Consider the following 18,463-nt stretch of genomic DNA (forward strand, 5'->3'; position numbering starts at 1 on the left):
GTGAAGACTTCTTTACTACTGATCAATCCATCCTCCTTCCGAAGTTGGTTTGCTAAGTGCTGCTATTGTACCCCTTGAGCCCTTAACAGGCTGTACCAAAGTAATTGGGGATAAAGGATATGATGTGGATAAGTTGATTGAGAAGATAGGGGAAGCTCAAGCGGTTATTCCGCCTAAAAGGAATAGAAAGACGCAGCGGCATTATGACAAGCATCTGTATCAAGAGAGGCATTTAATCGAATGCTTTTTTCATAAGTTAAAGCAGTACCGGCATCTATGTTCTCGTTTTGACAAATTGGCCAGGAACTTCTTGAGTTTTCTCTATCTCGTCAGTGCTCTCTTTTGGCTCAAATGAAAGATCAACACAACCTAGAAGGGCGTTTTGACTTTGGGTTGCTTGACCTTTAGCTCGCGAAGCCGTTTCAACATCTTCTGGAAATACTCCGCCAGGTAATCCTCAAGCGAGGTCAGAGAGGCCAGTTCAATCCCCAGGGTTTCGCATACAGGCGTCATATCGGCGTGCATGGGTTCTTTGGCCGCGATCACCTCCACAAACGCCAGCCGGTCGGCAATGTTCCAGCTCCACTGAAAGAACTGCGCCACCTTGCGCGCCCCTCTCAGCAGTCCCAGCGGCATGGTGCTGACTTTGGCCTTTTTGCCGGAGAGCTGCTCGCACAAGGCGATGACTTCTCGGGCCGTCCAAGCCTTGGGCCCCACCAAGGGAAAGATTTGCTGCTTGGCAGCTTCTACAGTGAGAGCTCGCACCGCAAACCGGGCAGCATCCAAGGTGTCCAGGTAGGCCGTTGGCATGCCCTCGCCGGTTACCCAGACGATTTGTTCTTCCAAGATGGGGATGGCGTACTGGCCAATCAACCCCTGCATAAAGCCCGCTGGCCGGAAAATGGTGTAGGGCATCTGGGATCCAACCAAATACTTCTCAATGTGATGCTTGAAATTCATCAGGGGCACATTGGGATACTCGTGGTGGGCGCCCATGATGGAGAAAAAGATAAAATGCCCTACCTGGGCAGCCCGTGCCGCATTGATCAGGGCAACTTTGCCATCCCAGTCCACCTGACGGGCGCTGAGGGTATCGGTCACCCGCACCGTGGCACAGTCGATCACCGCCTCGATGCCTTCCATGGCGGAGTTGAGGGTGCTGGGCTGAAGCAGATTTCCCACCTTCAGGTGAGCGCCCCATTCACTCAAGAAAGCAGCCTTTGCCGGATTTCGCACCAGACAGGTAACTTGGTGTCCCTCTTCGATGGCTCGGCGTACCACTTGACGGCCCAGCGTTCCCGTCGCCCCCACAACCAGCACGTTCATAAAATTATCATTTCTTAACCTTAGGCTTAGTCTATCAGACCGACACAGCTCCCAACACAATCCAACACAACTTTGAGGCAGCGACAAAATGGGGATCCTCTGCCAAGCCGGCTTTGAGGGATCCCCAAAGTTGGGTAGTAAACTACCCGGCTCCGACCGCTAAGCGGTACGGAGCGGGCTTTCAGTAGCCCTGAGCCTGCTCTGCTCTACCAGAGAACAAAACAGGCCCGAACCTCTAGGCTGGTTTACGGCAGCCCCCAAGAGCGCAACTACGTTTGCACCATTCAAGTCCGCATCTCCTTCCCATCCACAGTGCCCACACTTAAACTTCTTCCCACTGCGGTAGGATTGCGCAGGATCGGGATGGATGTGCAAACACCGGTGGCAGGTCTGCGACGTGTAGGCAGGCGGAACCAGTACTACAGGCACTCCGGCGATGGCAGCCTTGTAGACCACAAACATCCTAAGCTGGTAGAACGCCCAGTTATTGGTTCTGCGCCGCTCGGCTTTGCTGCGCGGCTGTTGATTGACCCTTTCCCGGATCCCTGTCAGGTCTTCCAGAGCGATAGCGCTGTTTGTGGTCTTTGCCCTAGAGACAATAGCTTTGGAGATGCGATGATTGACCCACGCCTGAAAGCGTCTCTCCTTGCCAGACAGCCGTTGCAACAGTTCTCTGCATCTGCGCCGCGAACTGCGTGTGCCCTTACTGGCTTTGCGTTGGAGTGCCGCTCTCAATCGGGAGTAGTGGTCTCGGACTCTGTTCAACTGCTGTCCATTCCAATTGTCCCCGTCTGACGTATGAGCAATATCCGTCCTTCCCAAGTCCACCCCGATCACCTTGTCGGTATCTTGTTGCTTGGGTGTTTTTTCCTCTACGCAAATCTGGATGTAGTAGGAGCCATCTTTGCGCTTGACCAGGGTGGCAGATTTGGGGTTGGAACCAGCCAGCATCCCACGCTGGTAGTTGCCAATGGCCAGTTCAAAGCGTTCTCTCCCTTCCACCGTGGTCAGCGACACCGTCCAGTCTTTTTGACGGAACGAAAAGATGCGAGCGTCGTAGGTAACAAAGCCGCTCTTAAACTCCTTGACGGGACGCTTTTTCTGCTTAGCCACTTTGCGGGAACCTGCTACCCGTCTGCACACCTGTTGAGCCAAGTTACTGGACAAGCCAAACCGGGCTCGAGTCTCGTAGTAGCAAAGGGATTGCAGTTTGACCGCGTTGACGATCTTCTCCGGCGTGTTCTGGTTGACCCAATTCAAGGCTTGGCCAAAAGCCTCCAAAGTCGCGTCCAATTTGGCGGCTTGCGACTGGGCTACCTTGAGCTTGCAGGAGACGGTCAGGACTTGGGTCATGGTTCTATTGTAACCTCGCATTCCTCCCGGCACTGACCCTACGGGTACAGTGCGGGGCTCCTGCGATTTCTAGCTGAAGCGTCTAGCTGGCCAGCTCGTTCATGCGTTGCGCCAGGGTAAAGTCCAGTTCTGTAATGCCCCCGGCATCGTGGGTGGTAAGATGCACCCGCACGCGGTTGTAGACATTGGTCCATTCGGGATGGTGCCCCATGCTCTCGGCCACCAAGGCCACACTGCTCATCCAGCCAAAGGCTTCGACAAAGGAGCGAAACTGAAATTGACGATGCAGCTTCCCATCCTGCAAAGACCAGCCCGGCAGATTTTCCAGCTTGGCTTGGACCTCAGCTTCACTGAGTCTGACAGGTCTGGACATGGGCTTTCCCTCCGGTCGATGCCATCGTTTTCATCACGCTTTCATCAAAAGAGCAACTGAGAGCGGATCCCAGCTTATTTACAAAACTTCATAACCTTTTGGTTCTGCCACGCCAGCGGCGCCGAGGGGTTTGTACAGCCAGTAGCCTTGCACGGAGAAATGGGCCCGCTTGTAGAAATTGAGGGCAGCCTGGTTATGGCGATAAACCTGCAGGGTAATGGCAGCTAGCTGCTGCTGGGATCCCCAGCGTTCCACCTGTTGCATCAAAGCTCTGCCCAGGCCCTGCCGGCGATGGGCGGGATCCACCCAGAGCAAAAAGACGTAGGCCACCCGCCGATGGGTGGCTTGATCGGTGGAGATGCCGGCCCAAACACAGCCCACCGGCTCCCCTGTTTCTTCCTTGAGGATCCACCAGCAGGGGGTACGGGGGGGGTCGAAGAGGCGATCCAGCGTCTCTTCCAGGTGATCCCAGTTGCTTTGCTCTGGAAAAGATTCCTGCAACGTGGCCTGCAATCCTCGCCTCACCCAGGGCCGATCCCAGGCTGAACCGATGCGCCAACGATAACCCACAGGCAAAGGGATCCCTTGTTCAGCCATCCTCAGGCATTTGCAGAAAGGGCCACAGGCGTCGCTTCTTCTAGAGGGGCAGGCTGGGCCATATCCTCCGGCAGAAACGAGCGAATGCTCACCACCACCAGGGTAAACAGAAACACCAGCAGGATGAGAGCGGGAAAGATATATTGCCGCAGGATGCTCATGCTTCTACATAATCATTTCAAGTTTCTACAGCATAGCGTGCAGGGAGGGATCCCTGGGCAGCTTTTCGGAAATCTCCTCGGTTTTTCTTCTCCTGGTCTCCATCTCAGCCCCTATCGACTGACCCTGGGGGATCCCATGCGTTAATAAGGTGAGAAAGTGTAGCCTATGATTCCAAAGTGAGGTTGGCTGTGCATTAAGGTCGAGCGTGGTTGTGGGTCATCCGCCCCACCTGATCCCACTGCTGCGCGACGCGAGCGGAGAATCCATGAGCACCCCCAATCGCCCCTTGAAGACCCTTGGGATCCCTCCCAATGCCTGGGCTGTGAATGCCGAAATGGCCGACCTCACCCGTCCGCCCTTGGATCCCCGGCCCATCCTGCTACCCACCTCCAGCAAAACCCTGCGCTTGGATCTGGCCAAAGCGGCGTTGTTGGTGATCGACATGCAAAACGACTTTTGTCATCCCGACGGTTGGCTGGCCAGCATTGGCGTCGATGTTACACCTGCACGGGCTCCCATCGGCCCTCTAAAAGCCCTGCTGCCCCGCCTGCGACAAGCTCAAGTGCCGATTGTGTGGGTGAACTGGGGCAATCGCCCTGACTTGCTCAACATCAGCGCCGGCTTGCGACATGTGTACAACCCCACCGGAGAGGGAGTAGGGCTGGGGGATCCCTTGCCTAAGAACGGGTCTCTGGTCCTCACGCGGGGCAGTTGGGGCGCTGCTGTGGTGGAGGAACTGGAGGTCAAGCCCGAGGATATCTGGGTGGATAAGTTCCGCATGAGCGGCTTTTGGGATACCCCTCTCGATAGCATTCTCAGAAACCTGGGGCGCACCACTCTCTTTTTTGCCGGCGTGAACATCGACCAGTGCGTCATGACCACGCTGCAAGATGCCAATTTCCTCGGCTACGACTGCATTTTGCTGGAAGACTGCGCCGCCACCACCTCTCCTGAATACTGTTTGCTAGCTACCCTCTACAACGTCAAGCAGTGCTTTGGCTTTGTCGCCTCCTCCTCAGATTTGCTCGCGGCTCTCTCCTGTTAGCACTTGCCCACTATTCACCCCTCATCTCTTGAGCGGAGGATCCGGATGCAAACGCTTTCCCGCTGCGTGATTCCAATTGTTAAAACCCCTGCCGATTATCAGGCTTTTCGCATCAGCCCCCACGATACCAATCGCCTGGCCATCGTGTTCGATCCTTCTCATGCTCAGATTTCTCTAACCTTTTGTGTGGAGATCTTCGATGAGGGAGGCAAAACCCCTCCAAATCGCCATCAAATGGCTGTGGAAATGTTTTTTGTTCTCAAGGGGGAAGGCCTGGCCATTTGCGATGGAAAAGCTGCTCCCATCAAAACCGGAGACAGCATTTTGGTTCCGCCAACAGGCGTGCATGAAATCCGCAACACCGGCCCAGGCCGCCTCTACGCCCTCTGCTTCATGGTGCCCAACGAAGATTTTGCCGAGCTCATCCGCTCCGGCACTCCTGCGGACTTGGATGAGGAGGATTTGCAGGTGCTGTCGGGGGGCTAGAGAAGGGCATTTGCTGAGGCTTAGGCCTCAATGGCTCTGGGAGCTGTAGAGGTTGGAAGTCAGGGGTACTGATACATTCACGCTGAACTCTCCTGAACATGGTTCAGGAAAGAAGCGATCGCATCCTGCCTATCTCTGTTCGCGTCAGCGGGACGGAGTCCAAACAGGAAGGCGGTATCCCGCAAAGCCCTGAGGAATACCCCCCGAGCGCTTTCCCCCTTCACTTCCCGGCAACCGTTGCGGTGGACTCAAGGATCAGGGGGAAACTTGGTCTACTATATCCCTCTCAATGACTTTTGCCAAACCGCCTAAAGCTCAGTAAATTCAGCAAAGTTCAGGGTTTTGGGGGTTAGAGGCATGCTCCGACAAATCTTTTCCCAGGGTCTCTGTTTCCATAAATCCATAAAAGCCATAAAAGAGGGGTCTGGAGGGGGCTGCGTTTGCGCCAGCAGGCCGGAGATCAAGGGCAATACCAGGGAAGGGGCTCAAACTCTGGTGGGAGCTTCTCCCTCTCATAAGGGCTTCTGTTTTATCTTAGGAAGAATCCACCCAGGGATCCCTTAGGTTGTCCTTGGTTGGTATCCCTTTGGCAAGATCCGCTAGCCCAACCCAGGCCATGTTGCCCGTTCGCCCCCGCGAAACTGTTTCCATGTTCACCCGCGACGGGATCCAACTGGACGCGGATGTCTATCGCCCGCAAGGGGAGGGGAGCTACCCGGTTTTGCTGATGCGGCAGCCCTATGGGCGGGCCATTGCCTCGACGGTGGTGTATGCCCATCCCAGGTGGTATGCGGCCCAGGGGTACATTGTGGTCATCCAGGATGTGCGCGGACGGGGAACTTCCAAAGGATCCTTCTACCCTTTCCGCCATGAGGTGGAAGACGGGTTTGACGCCGTCAATTGGGCGGCTGCCTTGCCGGGGAGCAACGGCGTAGTGGGCATGTACGGCTTCTCTTATCAGGGCATGACCCAGCTGTATGCGGCTTCTACCCGTCCCAGCGCCTTGAAGGCCATCTGCCCGGCGATGCTGCCTTACGATCTCTATGCCGATGCCGCTTACCCAGGGGGAGCCTTTGCCTTTCAGAACAACCTCAGTTGGGCCTTGCAACTGGAGACCGAAGGGGCGCGTCTCAGGGGGGATGCCAATGCCTACCAAGCGCTTTTGAAAGCTGCCCGCAATCTCCCCCTCTACGACCCTATCCCCCTCAAGCCGGGGGTGTTGCAGCAGTATGCCCCCCAATCCTATTACTTCGACTGGCTGGAGCACAGCGAGCCGGATGAATACTGGCGCAAGCTCTCTCCCCGTCTAGAGGTGGTGGATCTGCCGATGCTACACATTGCCGGCTGGTTTGACAGCTACCTGAGTGGTAGCCTGCGCCTCTACAAGGAAATGAGCGCCCGCAGCCAGAACCCTCAATACCTGATCATCGGCCCTTGGATCCATCTCCCTTGGGGGCGCAAAGTGGGGGCGTTGGACTTTGGCCCAGAGGCTGTCAGCCCCATCGATCGCCTGCAGGTGCGCTGGTTTGACCAGTTCCTCAAAGGCAAAGATACAGGGATCCTCCAGGAGCCGCCGGTACGCCTGTTCGAGATGGGATCCAACCGCTGGCGCGGCTTTGATGCTTGGCCTACCCCTGAGCCAAAAGCTTTTTACCTACACAGCACCGGCTTGGCTGCCCTTTCAGAAGCAGAGGGATCCCTTCGCCCTGAACCCTCGCCTGCACAACAGTCGGATACGTTTGTTCACGATCCCTGGCGACCGGTGCCGGCCTTGGGGGGCCACCTAGTTCAGCCTGCCGGGCCGCAAGAGCGCTCCGCCCTCGACTGCCGCACCGATGTCCTGACCTATACCACTCCGCCGCTGCAAGCCGAGCTGGTTCTGGTCGGGGACATTGCTGTGGAGGTGTACGCGGAGGCCGACAGCCCCAGTTTCGATCTTTGCGCTGTGCTCTCGGTGGTAAGGCCCGATGGGCAGGTGTATAACTTTTCCCAAGGCTATTGTCGCCTACGGGATCCCCAGCCTGGTACCCCCATTCTGATTCCCTGTCAGCCCACCTGTATTCGCATTCCTTGCGGTCATGCTCTGCGCCTCAGCCTTAGCGCGGCTTGTTTTCCGGCCTATCCTGTCAACACAGGCACGGGAATGCGGGAAGAGCGGCTGATTGAGGCCCGCATTCTCACCATCACTCTCCACAGCGGCGGCGAGACGTCTTCGCGGCTGCACCTGCCCATGGCTTGAAGCCAAGAAGAGACCAAGCTTCGGGGTCCCGTTCGCAATCCCCGCTTACAAAGAGACACCAAACGTTAGGATAGAAACAGGCAGGGCAAGGGAACACCATGTTGCAAGACCCAAAGTTGATCCGGCACTATCAGGCTTTGACCGATGCTCTGGTGGATACCTGGCAGCGGGGCTACCGGCGCACCGATGAGCTACGTCTGCTGGTGGATGGCTACCTGCTGGCCTTGCGAACTGGCAAACAATTGGAGCCCTTCGAGATCTATCGCATTGAGGACGAGGTTAACCGCTTCCTCTACGATCCGTCCAACTTCATAGATCCGGAATTGGAGCCAGAGGCGGAGCCGATGCGGGGTTATTGATTTTGTGAATCCCTGTTGGCGATCCCTAGAACAGGTGGGGCAAAGTTTTGATTCCAACCTTTTCTGATCTCCCCTCGCCCCTTGGGAGAAAGAGTAGGGGGGAGGGCGCCGACTGAGTTCTGGTTTTGTCGAGCATCTTGCGCCTGGTAGGCTGAGAGGGATCGATTCGTTCCTGATTCCAGTCGTATCGGTTCTATGGCGGTTTGGGATAGGGTGATGACCTCCCGGCATCTGCCCCTGCTGGGATCCGGCTTGGGCTTGGGGGTAGCCCTGATCCTCTGGTACGGGGTGTTTGGCTACCACGTGCTGCAGATTGGCCTCTGGCTGGTGAGCATCCTGCTGGTGGGGCTGTACTGGGCGCAGTTTTCCCCGGCTCAACCCCCTTGGGATCCGACGCGGCTGCGCTGGCAACAGGAGCTGTTGCACCTGGGGCTGTTGGTGTTGGTCTTTGCCCCGATCTACCTCTACGACCTGCCCAACATCCCTTTTCAGATCAATACTGACGAGATTGTGATCACCTCCATGGCCCGTCGCGCCTCAGGGGTGCGCTATCCCGATATCTTTGGGCTGATGCCGGAGTATTTCTATTTCCCCCGCTTCATGTTCAGCCTCTTCGGCGGCCTGACGCGGCTGATGGGGGGAGTCACGCTGCTCAATGTGCGCACGGTACATGCCGCCTTCGGGGTCGTCACCATTCTGGTGGCCTACGGGTTTTTTCGGGCATTTTGGGGATCCCGGCTGGCTTTGGCGGGGGCGGCCCTCTTGGGATCCAACCACGCCTTGCTGGGCATCAGCCGCATGGCCATGCGGGAAAACCTCATTGTCTTGGTAGAGTGTGCAGCCTTGGCCTTGCTCCTCAAGGGCGTGCGGGAAAAAAATCCCCTGTTGCTCTATCTGGGGGGAGGAGCGGCGGCTTTCTCCCTCTACGGCTATTTGCCGGGGCGGGTGGTGATCCTGCTGGGGTTGCTGTTTGGAGTTCTGTACCTGCTCCTGGGCCGGGAGGATCTCCGAGGAGAAAACAAGCAAGCTAATCCCCTCTGGGTCCTGGCTAAGCTGACGGTGCCCGCGGCGCTGGGCTTTTTTCTGGTGGCTGGGCCCATTCTGGTGGCCACGGTCACAGCACCTGCGGTGAGCGCCGAGTACTCTCGCCAACAATTTCTCTTTTTCCCGGAGGGGCGGGCCCTGCAGCAGATGTGGGTGAATGCGGCTACCCCGGAGGAGGCGGTCTGGCGCAACATCTTCAACGGCCTGAGTATGTTCAACGACCGCAGCCAGCACGACCGCGGCTACATCTATCCCAACTATGGCCACGCTTTTGTGGATCCCTTGACGGGGGTTTTGATCTGGCTGGGGCTGGGATCCGGTCTCTACCGCCTGTTCAAGAAGCGCAGCCAGCCCCACGACTGGCTTTGTATAGGCAGTTTTCTATTTCTCTACCTGCTCTTTAGCTTTGCCATCACCAAAGCCCCCAACTACACCCGCCTGCTGGTCATTCTGCCCTTCGTGGCCTACCTAGCCCTGGAAGGGATCCAGGTGCTCCTGCGTGCACTGAGCAGTCTTCTGGAGCGAGGGGGATCCCGGGCAAGAGGTTGGTTGCCGGCGGTGGCGATGGGGGGCGCGATCCTGTTGATCGGGGGATGGAACTTGGCCATTTTTGGGGATTTTGTCCACAAAGGCTGGACGCAGGGCAACGATGTGGGGGCCACCGGGCGCTATGTGGCAGCTCGCCAAATGGATCCCGACTACCGCTTCTATCTGGCGGCTAGCACTGCCTACCCCTATTTCAGCTGGGGGGAACCCCACTATTGGCAAAGCTGGATCCAATTTTTTGCCGGACGGGAACAAAAGGTAGCGGTGTTTTCCCCTGAGATGTTGCCCATCCAGGCGCTGGAGCCACCGTTTACCCTGTTCATGAACGAGTGGGTATGGGATCAGCAGGGGGCAGAGCTGCAACGGCGCTTTCCCAAGGGGCAGTTGCATCGGATCCCTGCCGAGCGGGGGCTATGGGCCTTTGAGGTGGCGGATCCCTAGAGCTCCCCCCTTGTTTGGCCAACCCACTGTTCGCGGGACGGAGTCCTTTCTTTTTACCAGGCTAAAAGTAGCTGAAAGCACACTATGCAGATCCAGAGCCGCCAACAGTAGAAGAAGATGATAGCGTTCCAGGGATCCCAGACGTGCGTTTTGATGCCTACGACCCGGGCGAGGGGTTTTACGACGAGCTGTTTTTGGGGCGTAACCAGCCCCGTCCTGAGGCGATCCCGCTGATTGAGCGCATTCATTCTCTGGAAGAAGGGGAACTGCAGCAGCGGCAAGCGGCGGCGCAGGCGGCCCTCTTTCAAATGGGGGTGACCTTCAACGTCTATGGCGATAGCCAGGGCACGGAGCGAATTTTCCCCTTTGACATCATTCCCCGCATCGTCTCGGCTTCCGAGTGGCAGCGGCTGGAGAAGGGTCTCAAGCAGCGCATCCACGCCCTCAACCTGTTCATCGACGATGTCTATCACGACCAGAAGATCCTTAAGGATGGGGTGATCCCTGCCGAGCTGATCGAGACGGCCAAGGGATTTCTGCGGCCCTGTGTGGGGCTCAACCCACCGGGGAGAATTTGGTGCCACGTCACCGGCACCGACTTGGTGCGGGATCGGGACGGAACTTGGTACGTGCTGGAAGACAACCTGCGCTGTCCGTCGGGAATCTCCTACGTGCTGGAAAATCGGCGGGTGATGAAAAGCACCTTTCCCTCCCTGTTCAACACCATGGGGATCCGCCCGGTGGACGACTACCCTAGCCATTTGTTGGATACTCTGCTTAACCTGGTGCCGCACCTAGCCAACCCAACGGTGGTGGTGCTCACCCCCGGCATCTACAACTCCGCCTACTTCGAGCATTCTTTCCTCGCCCAGCAGATGGGGGTGGAGCTGGTGGAAGGGCGGGATCTGGTGGTGGCCGATGGCTATTTGCAAATGCGCACCACCAAAGGGCTGCAGCGGGTGGATGTGATCTACCGCCGCATCGACGATGACTTCATCGATCCCCTTGCTTTTCGCCCTGATTCCCTCTTGGGGGTACCCGGCCTGTTTGAGGTCTACCGGTCGGGGCGGCTGGCGATCGCCAACGCTTTGGGAACGGGGGTGGCGGACGACAAGGTGATCTACGCCTATGTGCCGCAGATGATCCGCTACTACCTGGGAGAGGAAGCCATTTTGCCCAACGTGCCCACCTACCTCTGCTGGGATCCTAAGGATCAGGCGTACGTACTGGAAAACCTGGACAAGCTGGTGGTGAAGGCAGCCAACGAGTCAGGCGGCTATGGCATGCTGATGGGATCCCAGGCTACACCGGCAGAGCGGGCTGCTTTTGCCGAGAAAATCCGCGCCCAGCCGCGCAACTACATCGCCCAACCCACCCTGTGCCTTTCTCGCGTGCCCACCTTGGTGGATCGGGGAGAAGGCCCCCGTCTAGAACCCTGTCATGTGGACTTGCGGCCCTATATCCTCTACGGCAAAGAGATCTACGTTCACCCAGGGGGGCTGACCCGCGTCGCCCTCAAGAAGGGATCTCTGGTGGTGAACTCCTCCCAGGGGGGCGGCAGCAAAGATACCTGGGTGCTCTGTGTGGATCCCGGCTGTTGAGAGACGGCTGGCAAAATAGGCTCAAAGTCGCTCGCCCGAACCTCTGCTCCACCGGCCAAAGCGGCTGGCATGCTGAAGCGCCAAATCCACGTAGTGCTGGGCGTGAAGGCGCAGTTGCTTGACCTCTTCCTCGGTGAGGGTGCGGATAACCTTAGCCGGGATCCCCGCCGCCAAAGAGCGAGGTGGCACAGACCGGGTGACCACCGCTCCAGCTCCCACCATGCTGCCCGCCCCGATGGTGACCCCGCTCAAGAGAACGGTCCCAATCCCGATCAGACATCCCCCCTCGATGTGGGCACTGTGGATGACCGCTCGATGGCCTATGGTCACTTCCTCGCCAATCAGGGTCGGCTGTCCGGGATCCCCGTGCAGAATGGCTCCATCTTGGATATTGCTGCGGCGGCCAATCACAATGGGCGAGAGATCCCCCCGCAGGATAGCCCCGTACCAAATGCTCACCGCTTCCGAAAGATGGACATCGCCGATCAGTGTGGCATTGGCGGCAATAAAGGCTGCCTCATCTACTCCCGTCGGCTGCCGATCCAGCCCAATTGGCCAGGTGTCCTGTTTTTCTCGTTGCATTTAGAGTCGAGGCCGTTCATGTCAGTTGGGCTTGACGTTGAGAGAGTAGAGAGGATTCAGACGGTTGCAAGGGGCGAATGGCAAAGAAAGTTTCGTAGATGCAATCGCCAACATGGTTCATTTGTAGCTGCAATTTGTCGAGAAACTCATGTAAGCCCTGCTCCATAATGTCGTCGATGGTTAGGTAGTCCAGCTCAGAACGCAGGCGGCCCAAAGCTCGCTCGCTGGGATCCCGCCAGGTATCGGCTGGGGTGCCGGTGATCTGGTGCAGGGATCGATCCGCATGAATAAGACAAAACTGAATAGAGCGGGGAAATTGCCGATCCAAAATCAGGAAGGAGGCCACCTCTCTGGGATTGATGCGGTGCTGGCGGCTGTATTTCCGGTACATTTCATAAGCACTGGCCGACTTCAGCAAAGCAATCCACTGCAACTCATCCAAAGCCGTGCCCACATACTGCAGAGAGGGCAGCAAAATAAAATACTTAACGTCCAAAATGCGCGCCGTTTTGTCTGCCCGCTCCAAAAGACGGCCAATCTGGCCAAAATGCCAACCTTCCCCATGGGTCATGGTGGCATCCATCACCCCGGCGAATAGGTGACTGGCCAGCTTCACTTCCGTGAAAAAATCATGGAGCTGACTCAGGTGGGGGCCTTGCTGAGCTGCTTCTTTGACCATCAAATAAAAGCGGTTGACCCGCTCCCACATTTCTGAAGAAATGACCTCCCGCACAGAGCGGGCATTTTCCCGCGCCAGCCGCAAACAGGAAAGGATGGAGTTGGGGTAATCCCTATCAAAAGCCAGGAACTGGATGACTGTTTCTTGGGTTGCCTGGCCATAGCGTTGGTAAAACAGCTCCTGATCCCCGGTGGTGTAGACGATGGGATCCCACTGCTGGGCGGGACCGCTGGGCAAGTCTAGGATGAGGTTGAGATTGACATCGATGAAGCGGGCGATGTTCTCGGCGCGCTCCACGTAGCGGTTGAGCCAGTAGATGGAATCGGCCACGCGACTCAGCATGCTGTTGCCTCCTCTGGAGTGTCTTGTCTCTGCGCTCCGTTCAAATTCAACAAACGAAGCAGCCGCCGCAGCTTCACCAGCAGCACCCCCGTCAGGCCGGTCAAGATCCACCCCATCCACTCGGCTGCAGTACCCAGATAGCGCACCTGCACGCGATGATCCCCCGGCGGGATCCGCACCTGCAACAGCCCCACTCCGCTGTGCTCAGCAGACGTGAGGCGACCATCCACCTGTACCCGCCAAGCAGGGTAGTAAAAAGTGCGCAGGACTACCCATTGATCCTGATCGGTGGGGTTAACGGCCCGAAAACGACGGTAGCCATAGCTCCACCGTTCCACTTCCAACAGTGGCTCCAGATTGCCTTGCTCTTGTCCAAAATCCACTACGTCCCCCTGCCACCGCAGCAGCGGATCCACCTCTGGGGGCGGCATGGGCAGGGTTGCTTGGCGAGGTCGGTACTCCGGCACATCCACCAGCGCCAGCCCATCGGGAAAGATCCAGTGCCAGTGAAGAAAAGCGATGCCCGGTCGCTGCTGGGGCTCATTGGGAAATGGCTTGGCTGCAGACAGCTCTTGAAAAGTTTGGATGGTTTGCGGGTCAAACCAGGCTCTGGACAAGACCTGCCAGCCCTGCCAGCTTTGTATCCCCATGGCCAGACCTATCCCCACAATCAAGAGGATCCTCAAGCCCTTTTGCCCCCACCCCCAGGCGGCCAGGGATCCCAACAGCCAGGGCACGGTTACCGCCGTCACCGCCATCCAGCGCCAAGAAAACTGAATGCGCCGCAGGGGCAAAATCCACTCGTAGAGCCAACCCAGCAGATCCGTCATCATCAGCAAGGCCACCAAGCTGGCCCCCAAGCTGTAGAGCAGGATGGCTTTGGCCAGGGGAGCAGAGGATTCTAAGGCACCATGGGACTCCGTCTCGTTAGCGCGAACGGAATGGATCGGGGTCATCCCCCTTGTCCTGCGGGCCAGCCAAGTTGGGAGAATCAGGATTCCAACACCCAAGACAACGGCTACCATCCAGAGCCAGTACCCTACCAGGCCGCTTTCAAACCAGTGCTGCGTCAGTTGCGGCTGGAGCCGGGTCAGCCCACTCACCATCAAACGATGTTGGGGCATGTACTCTTCGACAAAATTCACCAACTCCACCTGGATGAGGCGCTGATCCCAAAAGGCTGGCAGCAGATAAAACGCCGTCCACCCCAGCCCCAGCCCAAACCCCAAGTAGCAGCGCCCCACCCTGGGCCAGAGGGGATCCCAGCGGCCCAGCACCCAAGGCAGAGGCAGCCAAGTTAGCGTAAAGACCAGCAAAGTGGGCAAGTGAGATAGGGCCAACAGGCCGTAGCTAATGGCTAAGGCCACAATCGGCCAAAGGGACTGGGGCCGGCAGATCACCTGGACTGAGGCCCAGAAAATCCAGGGAGAGACAGCAATGGCCCACACTTCCCCCATTGCCCCCCGTTGGTAAATATCCACCAGCCAATAGGGGCCGGCCATACCCGCCAGAGCCAAAACCAGAGCCCAAGCCCAGGGGATGAGTTGCCGGAGAAGGGCATACAGCCCTGCGCCAAAGACTGCCATCGCCAAGCCCATGCTGGCCACCAGGGATCCGGGCATATCCAGCTCCAGCAGGCGAAACGGCAGAGGGGCCACCATGCACAGAGGGGGGTAAAAGGCAAAGGTAGGATTGCCGTAGCCGAAGTTGGAATACTCCAGCCAGCGGGGGTAAAACTGCCCGCCGAAAAACTGTCGTTGATACTGAAAGGCCCAACTGAGGTTGAAGTGAGTGGAGTGAGTCATGGGATAGCCCTGGCGCAGCATGGGCCAGAGCAGCACCCCAATGCCCACCAACAACCCTAGCCCAACACCCCTCTCTGGTTGTTGCAAAGCTTTCAGCATTTCTCGGCGTTATCCCGATCCTCTGCCTCGAAAGGCCCAGACTTCCCCCCATACTTGCGCAGCAGCCGGATGTGTTCGATCACCATCGTCTTCTCCAAGGCCTTGGCCATGTCGTATAGGGTGAGGGCAGCCACCGAAACTGCTGTCAAAGCCTCCATCTCCACCCCTGTTTGGGCGTTGGTTTTCACTGTAGCGGTGATCAGAAAGCCGGGCAGATGGGGATCCGGATTCAGATCCACGGTGACGCTGCTCAAGGGGAGAGGATGACACAGCGGGATCAGATCGGCGGTGCGCTTGGCAGCCATGATCCCGGCCAGCCGGGCTGTTTCCACCACATTCCCTTTGGGCCCTTGACCGGCCAGAATAGCCTGCAAAGTCGTTTCTGACATGCGTACCTGCCCTTGGGCAGTGGCCAAACGGGCAACCGTGGGCTTATCTCCTACTTCCACCATCTGTACTCGGCCAGAGGCGTCCAGGTGGGTGAGGGCTTGCCCAACAAAGGACTCTGTCCTGCTGGCGCGACTAGAACTCGAATCCGATGGCACCCCGGCCTCCCACAATCCTTGAGAGCTGAAGAGTTGGCTTAGGCTCCGATGAGGTCGGCAAATCGGCAACCAGACCCGCAGGGACTTGACAACTAGTAGCGAATCCAGGCATAGGCGGCATCAGAGAGCACCGGCACCTCGGCGTAGTGGCCGCGAATGTTTTGCACCCAGGCGTAGACGGTGATGGCAATCACCCCCAAGAGAGCCGTGGTGGCCAAAATGCTGACCATCGCTGCCAGGCCAAGGTTGCCGAAGAGTATGCCAAACGCCTGCATCAGCACCTGCACCAAGAACAAGGCAATGTTGAGCAAGAGCGCCTGGATGGTGTTGAAGCGAACAAAATGGGCTACGCGGGTGTTGCGGATCACCAGGAACAGGAGAGCCAAAAACACCCCCATTCCCAGCCAGCCCGTGGCCAGGGGCACCAGACGAAATAGGGGCGCAAAAATGGGGATCAGCCCTGGCAGAGATTGAAACAGCCCAGAGGGCAAAAAGCCCAAGGGCAGAGCCGATACCAAAGGCAGAAGGTAGGGAAGGGATCCCCACAGCCGATTGATGGGAGTGATGTCGCCGCGCCAGGTCATAATCCGTCGATCCCTATTAGGTGCAGTGGTCATTGAAGTGAAGTTTGCTTGTCGGTGCGCTTCCAGGATCCCCACCAGCTAAAGATTCAGAGAGAGAAAGCAACACCCAAGCCTTGGGCTTATTGTAGTCGATGGATTTGGGTGGCTCAACGCGCTTGGCCGCAAGCCGGCTTCTGCTTTCCAGTGAGCAGAAAAACTCGAGGCCAAAAGGTTCAGGGTGAGCGTTCCGATGCATCTGGGCTGGTATAATCAACGGCAAATTCTGGCTGCATCACCGGTTTTTCAGGTTCTCTACATTTTTCAGCTTCCACCATGAAGATTTCATCGTCTCCCGCTGCTCGCATCGTCGGAGCTTTTGTCTGGCAAGTTTGGTCTGGGCTCATTGGTTTTCTCAACGACCGTCTGTTGCCGGAGCGCTATCACATTCGGCCCGAAGCTTTGCCGGAGTGGATTGCCCAGGTGTGGGCAGGCTATCTGCGCTATCGGGAAGCCTCTCGTCCGGGGGCAATCCAGTTTCGCGGCTTGACGGTGGATCCCAGCCGAGATCTGCGCTCAGCTCACCTCGGATCCCGTCCGCTCCGCTACCGCGGCTGCCCCATGGAGACGGTTGCCCGCTCTGGGGATCCCTCTCCTGCCGTCCAACCCATCCCTGAAAAGGCTTTTGTGCCCCCCTACTGGAAACTCCTCAATACGCTGCGCTTGAAGTTGAGCCTGGCCGATATTGATCGCTACCCCGTCACTCCGGCCCTGCAGCGGGTTTACCGCGGTCAAGAGTTCTGACAGCGCTCTGCTCCTTAGCGGCAATGGGGTGTTGATGCCGGGGATCCCCTTTTGGGCGGGGATCCCCTTTTGGATTTTGTTCGCGACAGCGGGAAGGAGTCCCCAGATCGGACTTGTGGGTTTGGGTGAGATTGCGATCGGGTGGTTTCTCCTGGGGTGAGGGGAAAGCTGAGAAAGACTGCAAAAAAACTTAAGGTCACTTTCCCGCTGTGGGATAGTGGATAAAGAAGAACATGGTGCTCCGCACCGCCAACGCGAATGAGCTTTGTTATGTCCAAAAGCGGCGTGCTCCTGCTGAACTTGGGGGGGCCAGAGACCCAGGCTGATGTGCAGCCCTTTCTTTACAATCTGTTCGCCGATCCTGAGCTGATCCGCCTGCCATTTCCCTTCTTGCAGCGGGCCTTCGCCTGGGCCATCTCCACGCTGCGGGCCGAAAAATCCCGCCGCAACTACGCGGCCATTGGGGGGGGATCCCCCTTGCGGCGCATTACTGCTGAGCAAGCGCGAGAACTGCAGGCCCACCTGGTGGCTGAGGGCTATGACGTGCCGGTGTATGTTGCCATGCGCTACTGGCATCCGTTGATCGAGTCGGTGGTGCAGCAGATCAAGTCGGATGGGATCACCCGCTTGGTGGTGCTGCCGCTCTACCCGCAGTATTCCATCAGCACGACGGGATCCAGCTTTAAGCTGCTGGATCGGCTCTGGGCTGAAGATCCGGAGCTGGCATGCATCGAGCGCTGCCAGATCTACTCCTGGTACGATCAGCCTCAGTACGTGCAGGCGATGGCCAGAGCAATTCGGGAACAGTTGGATGGATTTGCCGAGCCCGAAGGGGTGCATGTGCTGTTCAGCGCCCATGGCATTCCCGAAAGCTATGTCACCGAGGCCGGGGATCCCTACCAACGGGAAATGGAAGCCTGCGTGCGGCTGATCTGGAAGCAGGTGGGACGCCCCAATGACCACACCCTCTCCTATCAAAGCCGGGTGGGTTCGGTGCGGTGGCTGCAACCCTATACCGAACGGGTCATCCTGGAGTTGGGATCCCGAGGTGTGAAGCAGTTGCTGGTGGTGCCGATTAGCTTTGTGTCGGAGCACATCGAGACCCTGCAGGAGATCGACATCGAGTATCGGGAACTGGCCCATCGAGCTGGGATTGCCGATTTTCGCCGTGTGCCCGCCTTAAATACCGACCCTCTGTTCATTGCTGGCTTGGCGGCGCTGGTGCGGCCTCATCTGCTCACTCCAGGCTTGGCAGCTCCTGCCTTTGTCCCTGCTGCTGTGGGCAGCTCGCTGCTGGAGCGGTAGGGAAAAACTCCGGGCATTTTATGAACGCTGACGCGACCAGACGAGGGCGCTGCCTGCACATCCATAAGCAATCCCCCCTCAAGAGAGAAAAGAGCAGAGAGCAAAGAGAGCGTATCCTCACTTCTCACCTCTCACTTCTCAATCCTCACTTCTCACTCCTCTCGTTGCTC

Annotated in this window: 18 protein-coding genes and 1 pseudogene; 9 read left to right on the forward strand and 10 right to left on the reverse strand. The window is 57.7% G+C overall.

Annotation, left to right across the window (positions count from 1 at the left end):
- Positions 1 to 94: 94 nt before the first annotated feature.
- A pseudogene (locus tag ACVWXF_RS08520) lies at positions 95 to 355 on the forward strand (transposase); the annotation flags it as partial.
- A 14-nt stretch (positions 356 to 369) separates the two neighbouring features.
- On the opposite strand, the gene ACVWXF_RS08525 reads toward ACVWXF_RS08520, so the two are convergent.
- The 5 genes from ACVWXF_RS08525 to ACVWXF_RS08545 all read right to left on the reverse strand — a co-directional run bounded on the left by ACVWXF_RS08525 (position 370) and on the right by ACVWXF_RS08545 (position 3,810).
- The gene (locus tag ACVWXF_RS08525; protein ID WP_414374714.1) at positions 370 to 1,326 is read right to left on the reverse strand and encodes an NAD(P)H-binding protein; all 957 of its coding nucleotides are present in this window, start codon (positions 1,324 to 1,326) and stop codon (positions 370 to 372) included.
- 159 nt (positions 1,327 to 1,485) lie between these two features.
- Entirely contained in the window at positions 1,486 to 2,679 is a 1,194-nt protein-coding gene (locus tag ACVWXF_RS08530) for an RNA-guided endonuclease InsQ/TnpB family protein (RefSeq protein ID WP_457474166.1), read from the reverse strand.
- 82 nt (positions 2,680 to 2,761) lie between these two features.
- Positions 2,762 to 3,052 carry a 4a-hydroxytetrahydrobiopterin dehydratase gene (locus tag ACVWXF_RS08535; RefSeq protein ID WP_457474167.1) on the reverse strand — a complete coding sequence of 97 codons (291 nt, stop codon included), beginning with the start codon at positions 3,050 to 3,052 and terminating at the stop codon, positions 2,762 to 2,764.
- A gap of 78 nt (positions 3,053 to 3,130) precedes the next feature.
- Entirely contained in the window at positions 3,131 to 3,649 is a 519-nt protein-coding gene (locus ACVWXF_RS08540; RefSeq protein ID WP_457407239.1) for a GNAT family N-acetyltransferase, read from the reverse strand.
- 2 nt (positions 3,650 to 3,651) lie between these two features.
- Positions 3,652 to 3,810 (reverse strand): hypothetical protein, encoded by a 159-nt coding sequence (locus ACVWXF_RS08545; RefSeq protein WP_011434410.1) that lies wholly within the window; start codon positions 3,808 to 3,810, stop codon positions 3,652 to 3,654.
- A gap of 266 nt (positions 3,811 to 4,076) precedes the next feature.
- Between ACVWXF_RS08545 and ACVWXF_RS08550 the strand changes: the two genes are divergently transcribed.
- From ACVWXF_RS08550 to ACVWXF_RS08575, 6 genes are all read left to right on the forward strand, one after another.
- Complete coding sequence (locus ACVWXF_RS08550) at positions 4,077 to 4,856, forward strand: cysteine hydrolase family protein (protein WP_457474187.1); 780 nt, start codon at positions 4,077 to 4,079, stop codon at positions 4,854 to 4,856.
- Between the two features lie 45 nt (positions 4,857 to 4,901).
- On the forward strand, positions 4,902 to 5,342 hold the full coding sequence (locus tag ACVWXF_RS08555) for a cupin domain-containing protein (RefSeq protein ID WP_457474168.1): 441 nt from the start codon (positions 4,902 to 4,904) through the stop codon (positions 5,340 to 5,342).
- 616 nt (positions 5,343 to 5,958) lie between these two features.
- On the forward strand, positions 5,959 to 7,581 hold the full coding sequence (locus tag ACVWXF_RS08560) for a CocE/NonD family hydrolase (protein ID WP_457384044.1): 1,623 nt from the start codon (positions 5,959 to 5,961) through the stop codon (positions 7,579 to 7,581).
- 98 nt (positions 7,582 to 7,679) lie between these two features.
- Complete coding sequence (locus ACVWXF_RS08565) at positions 7,680 to 7,940, forward strand: DUF6761 family protein (protein ID WP_011434405.1); 261 nt, start codon at positions 7,680 to 7,682, stop codon at positions 7,938 to 7,940.
- A 216-nt stretch (positions 7,941 to 8,156) separates the two neighbouring features.
- Complete coding sequence (locus tag ACVWXF_RS08570; RefSeq protein ID WP_457474169.1) at positions 8,157 to 9,971, forward strand: glycosyltransferase family 39 protein; 1,815 nt, start codon at positions 8,157 to 8,159, stop codon at positions 9,969 to 9,971.
- A 143-nt stretch (positions 9,972 to 10,114) separates the two neighbouring features.
- Positions 10,115 to 11,572, forward strand: a complete 1,458-nt coding sequence (locus tag ACVWXF_RS08575) for a circularly permuted type 2 ATP-grasp protein (RefSeq protein WP_457474170.1) — start codon at positions 10,115 to 10,117, stop codon at positions 11,570 to 11,572.
- A gap of 21 nt (positions 11,573 to 11,593) precedes the next feature.
- On the opposite strand, the gene ACVWXF_RS08580 is transcribed toward ACVWXF_RS08575, so the two are convergent.
- The 5 genes from ACVWXF_RS08580 to ACVWXF_RS08600 form a co-directional block, all read right to left on the reverse strand.
- Complete coding sequence (locus ACVWXF_RS08580; RefSeq protein ID WP_457474171.1) at positions 11,594 to 12,154, reverse strand: gamma carbonic anhydrase family protein; 561 nt, start codon at positions 12,152 to 12,154, stop codon at positions 11,594 to 11,596.
- Positions 12,155 to 12,170: 16 nt separating this feature from the next.
- Complete coding sequence (locus ACVWXF_RS08585) at positions 12,171 to 13,175, reverse strand: alpha-E domain-containing protein (RefSeq protein WP_414328741.1); 1,005 nt, start codon at positions 13,173 to 13,175, stop codon at positions 12,171 to 12,173.
- Positions 13,169 to 15,079 (reverse strand): hypothetical protein, encoded by a 1,911-nt coding sequence (locus tag ACVWXF_RS08590; protein WP_457474172.1) that lies wholly within the window; start codon positions 15,077 to 15,079, stop codon positions 13,169 to 13,171. Before ACVWXF_RS08590 ends, ACVWXF_RS08585 begins: the two co-directional genes overlap by 7 nt.
- Complete coding sequence (moaC, locus tag ACVWXF_RS08595; protein WP_457474173.1) at positions 15,073 to 15,624, reverse strand: cyclic pyranopterin monophosphate synthase MoaC; 552 nt, start codon at positions 15,622 to 15,624, stop codon at positions 15,073 to 15,075. The genes ACVWXF_RS08590 and moaC overlap by 7 nt, the downstream gene beginning before the upstream one ends.
- Positions 15,625 to 15,716: 92 nt before the next feature.
- On the reverse strand, positions 15,717 to 16,208 hold the full coding sequence (locus tag ACVWXF_RS08600; RefSeq protein WP_414355562.1) for a Tic20 family protein: 492 nt from the start codon (positions 16,206 to 16,208) through the stop codon (positions 15,717 to 15,719).
- 312 nt (positions 16,209 to 16,520) lie between these two features.
- Between ACVWXF_RS08600 and ACVWXF_RS08605 the strand changes: the two genes are divergently transcribed.
- Together ACVWXF_RS08605 and hemH are read left to right on the forward strand one after the other, a co-directional pair.
- A complete protein-coding gene (locus tag ACVWXF_RS08605) occupies positions 16,521 to 16,988 on the forward strand; it encodes a hypothetical protein (RefSeq protein WP_457474174.1) in 468 nt (155 codons plus the stop codon).
- A 270-nt stretch (positions 16,989 to 17,258) separates the two neighbouring features.
- The gene (gene hemH / locus ACVWXF_RS08610; RefSeq protein WP_457474175.1) at positions 17,259 to 18,293 is read left to right on the forward strand and encodes a ferrochelatase; all 1,035 of its coding nucleotides are present in this window, start codon (positions 17,259 to 17,261) and stop codon (positions 18,291 to 18,293) included.
- Positions 18,294 to 18,463: the final 170 nt, after the last annotated feature.

This window comes from Thermostichus sp. MS-CIW-40, assembly GCF_054058315.1.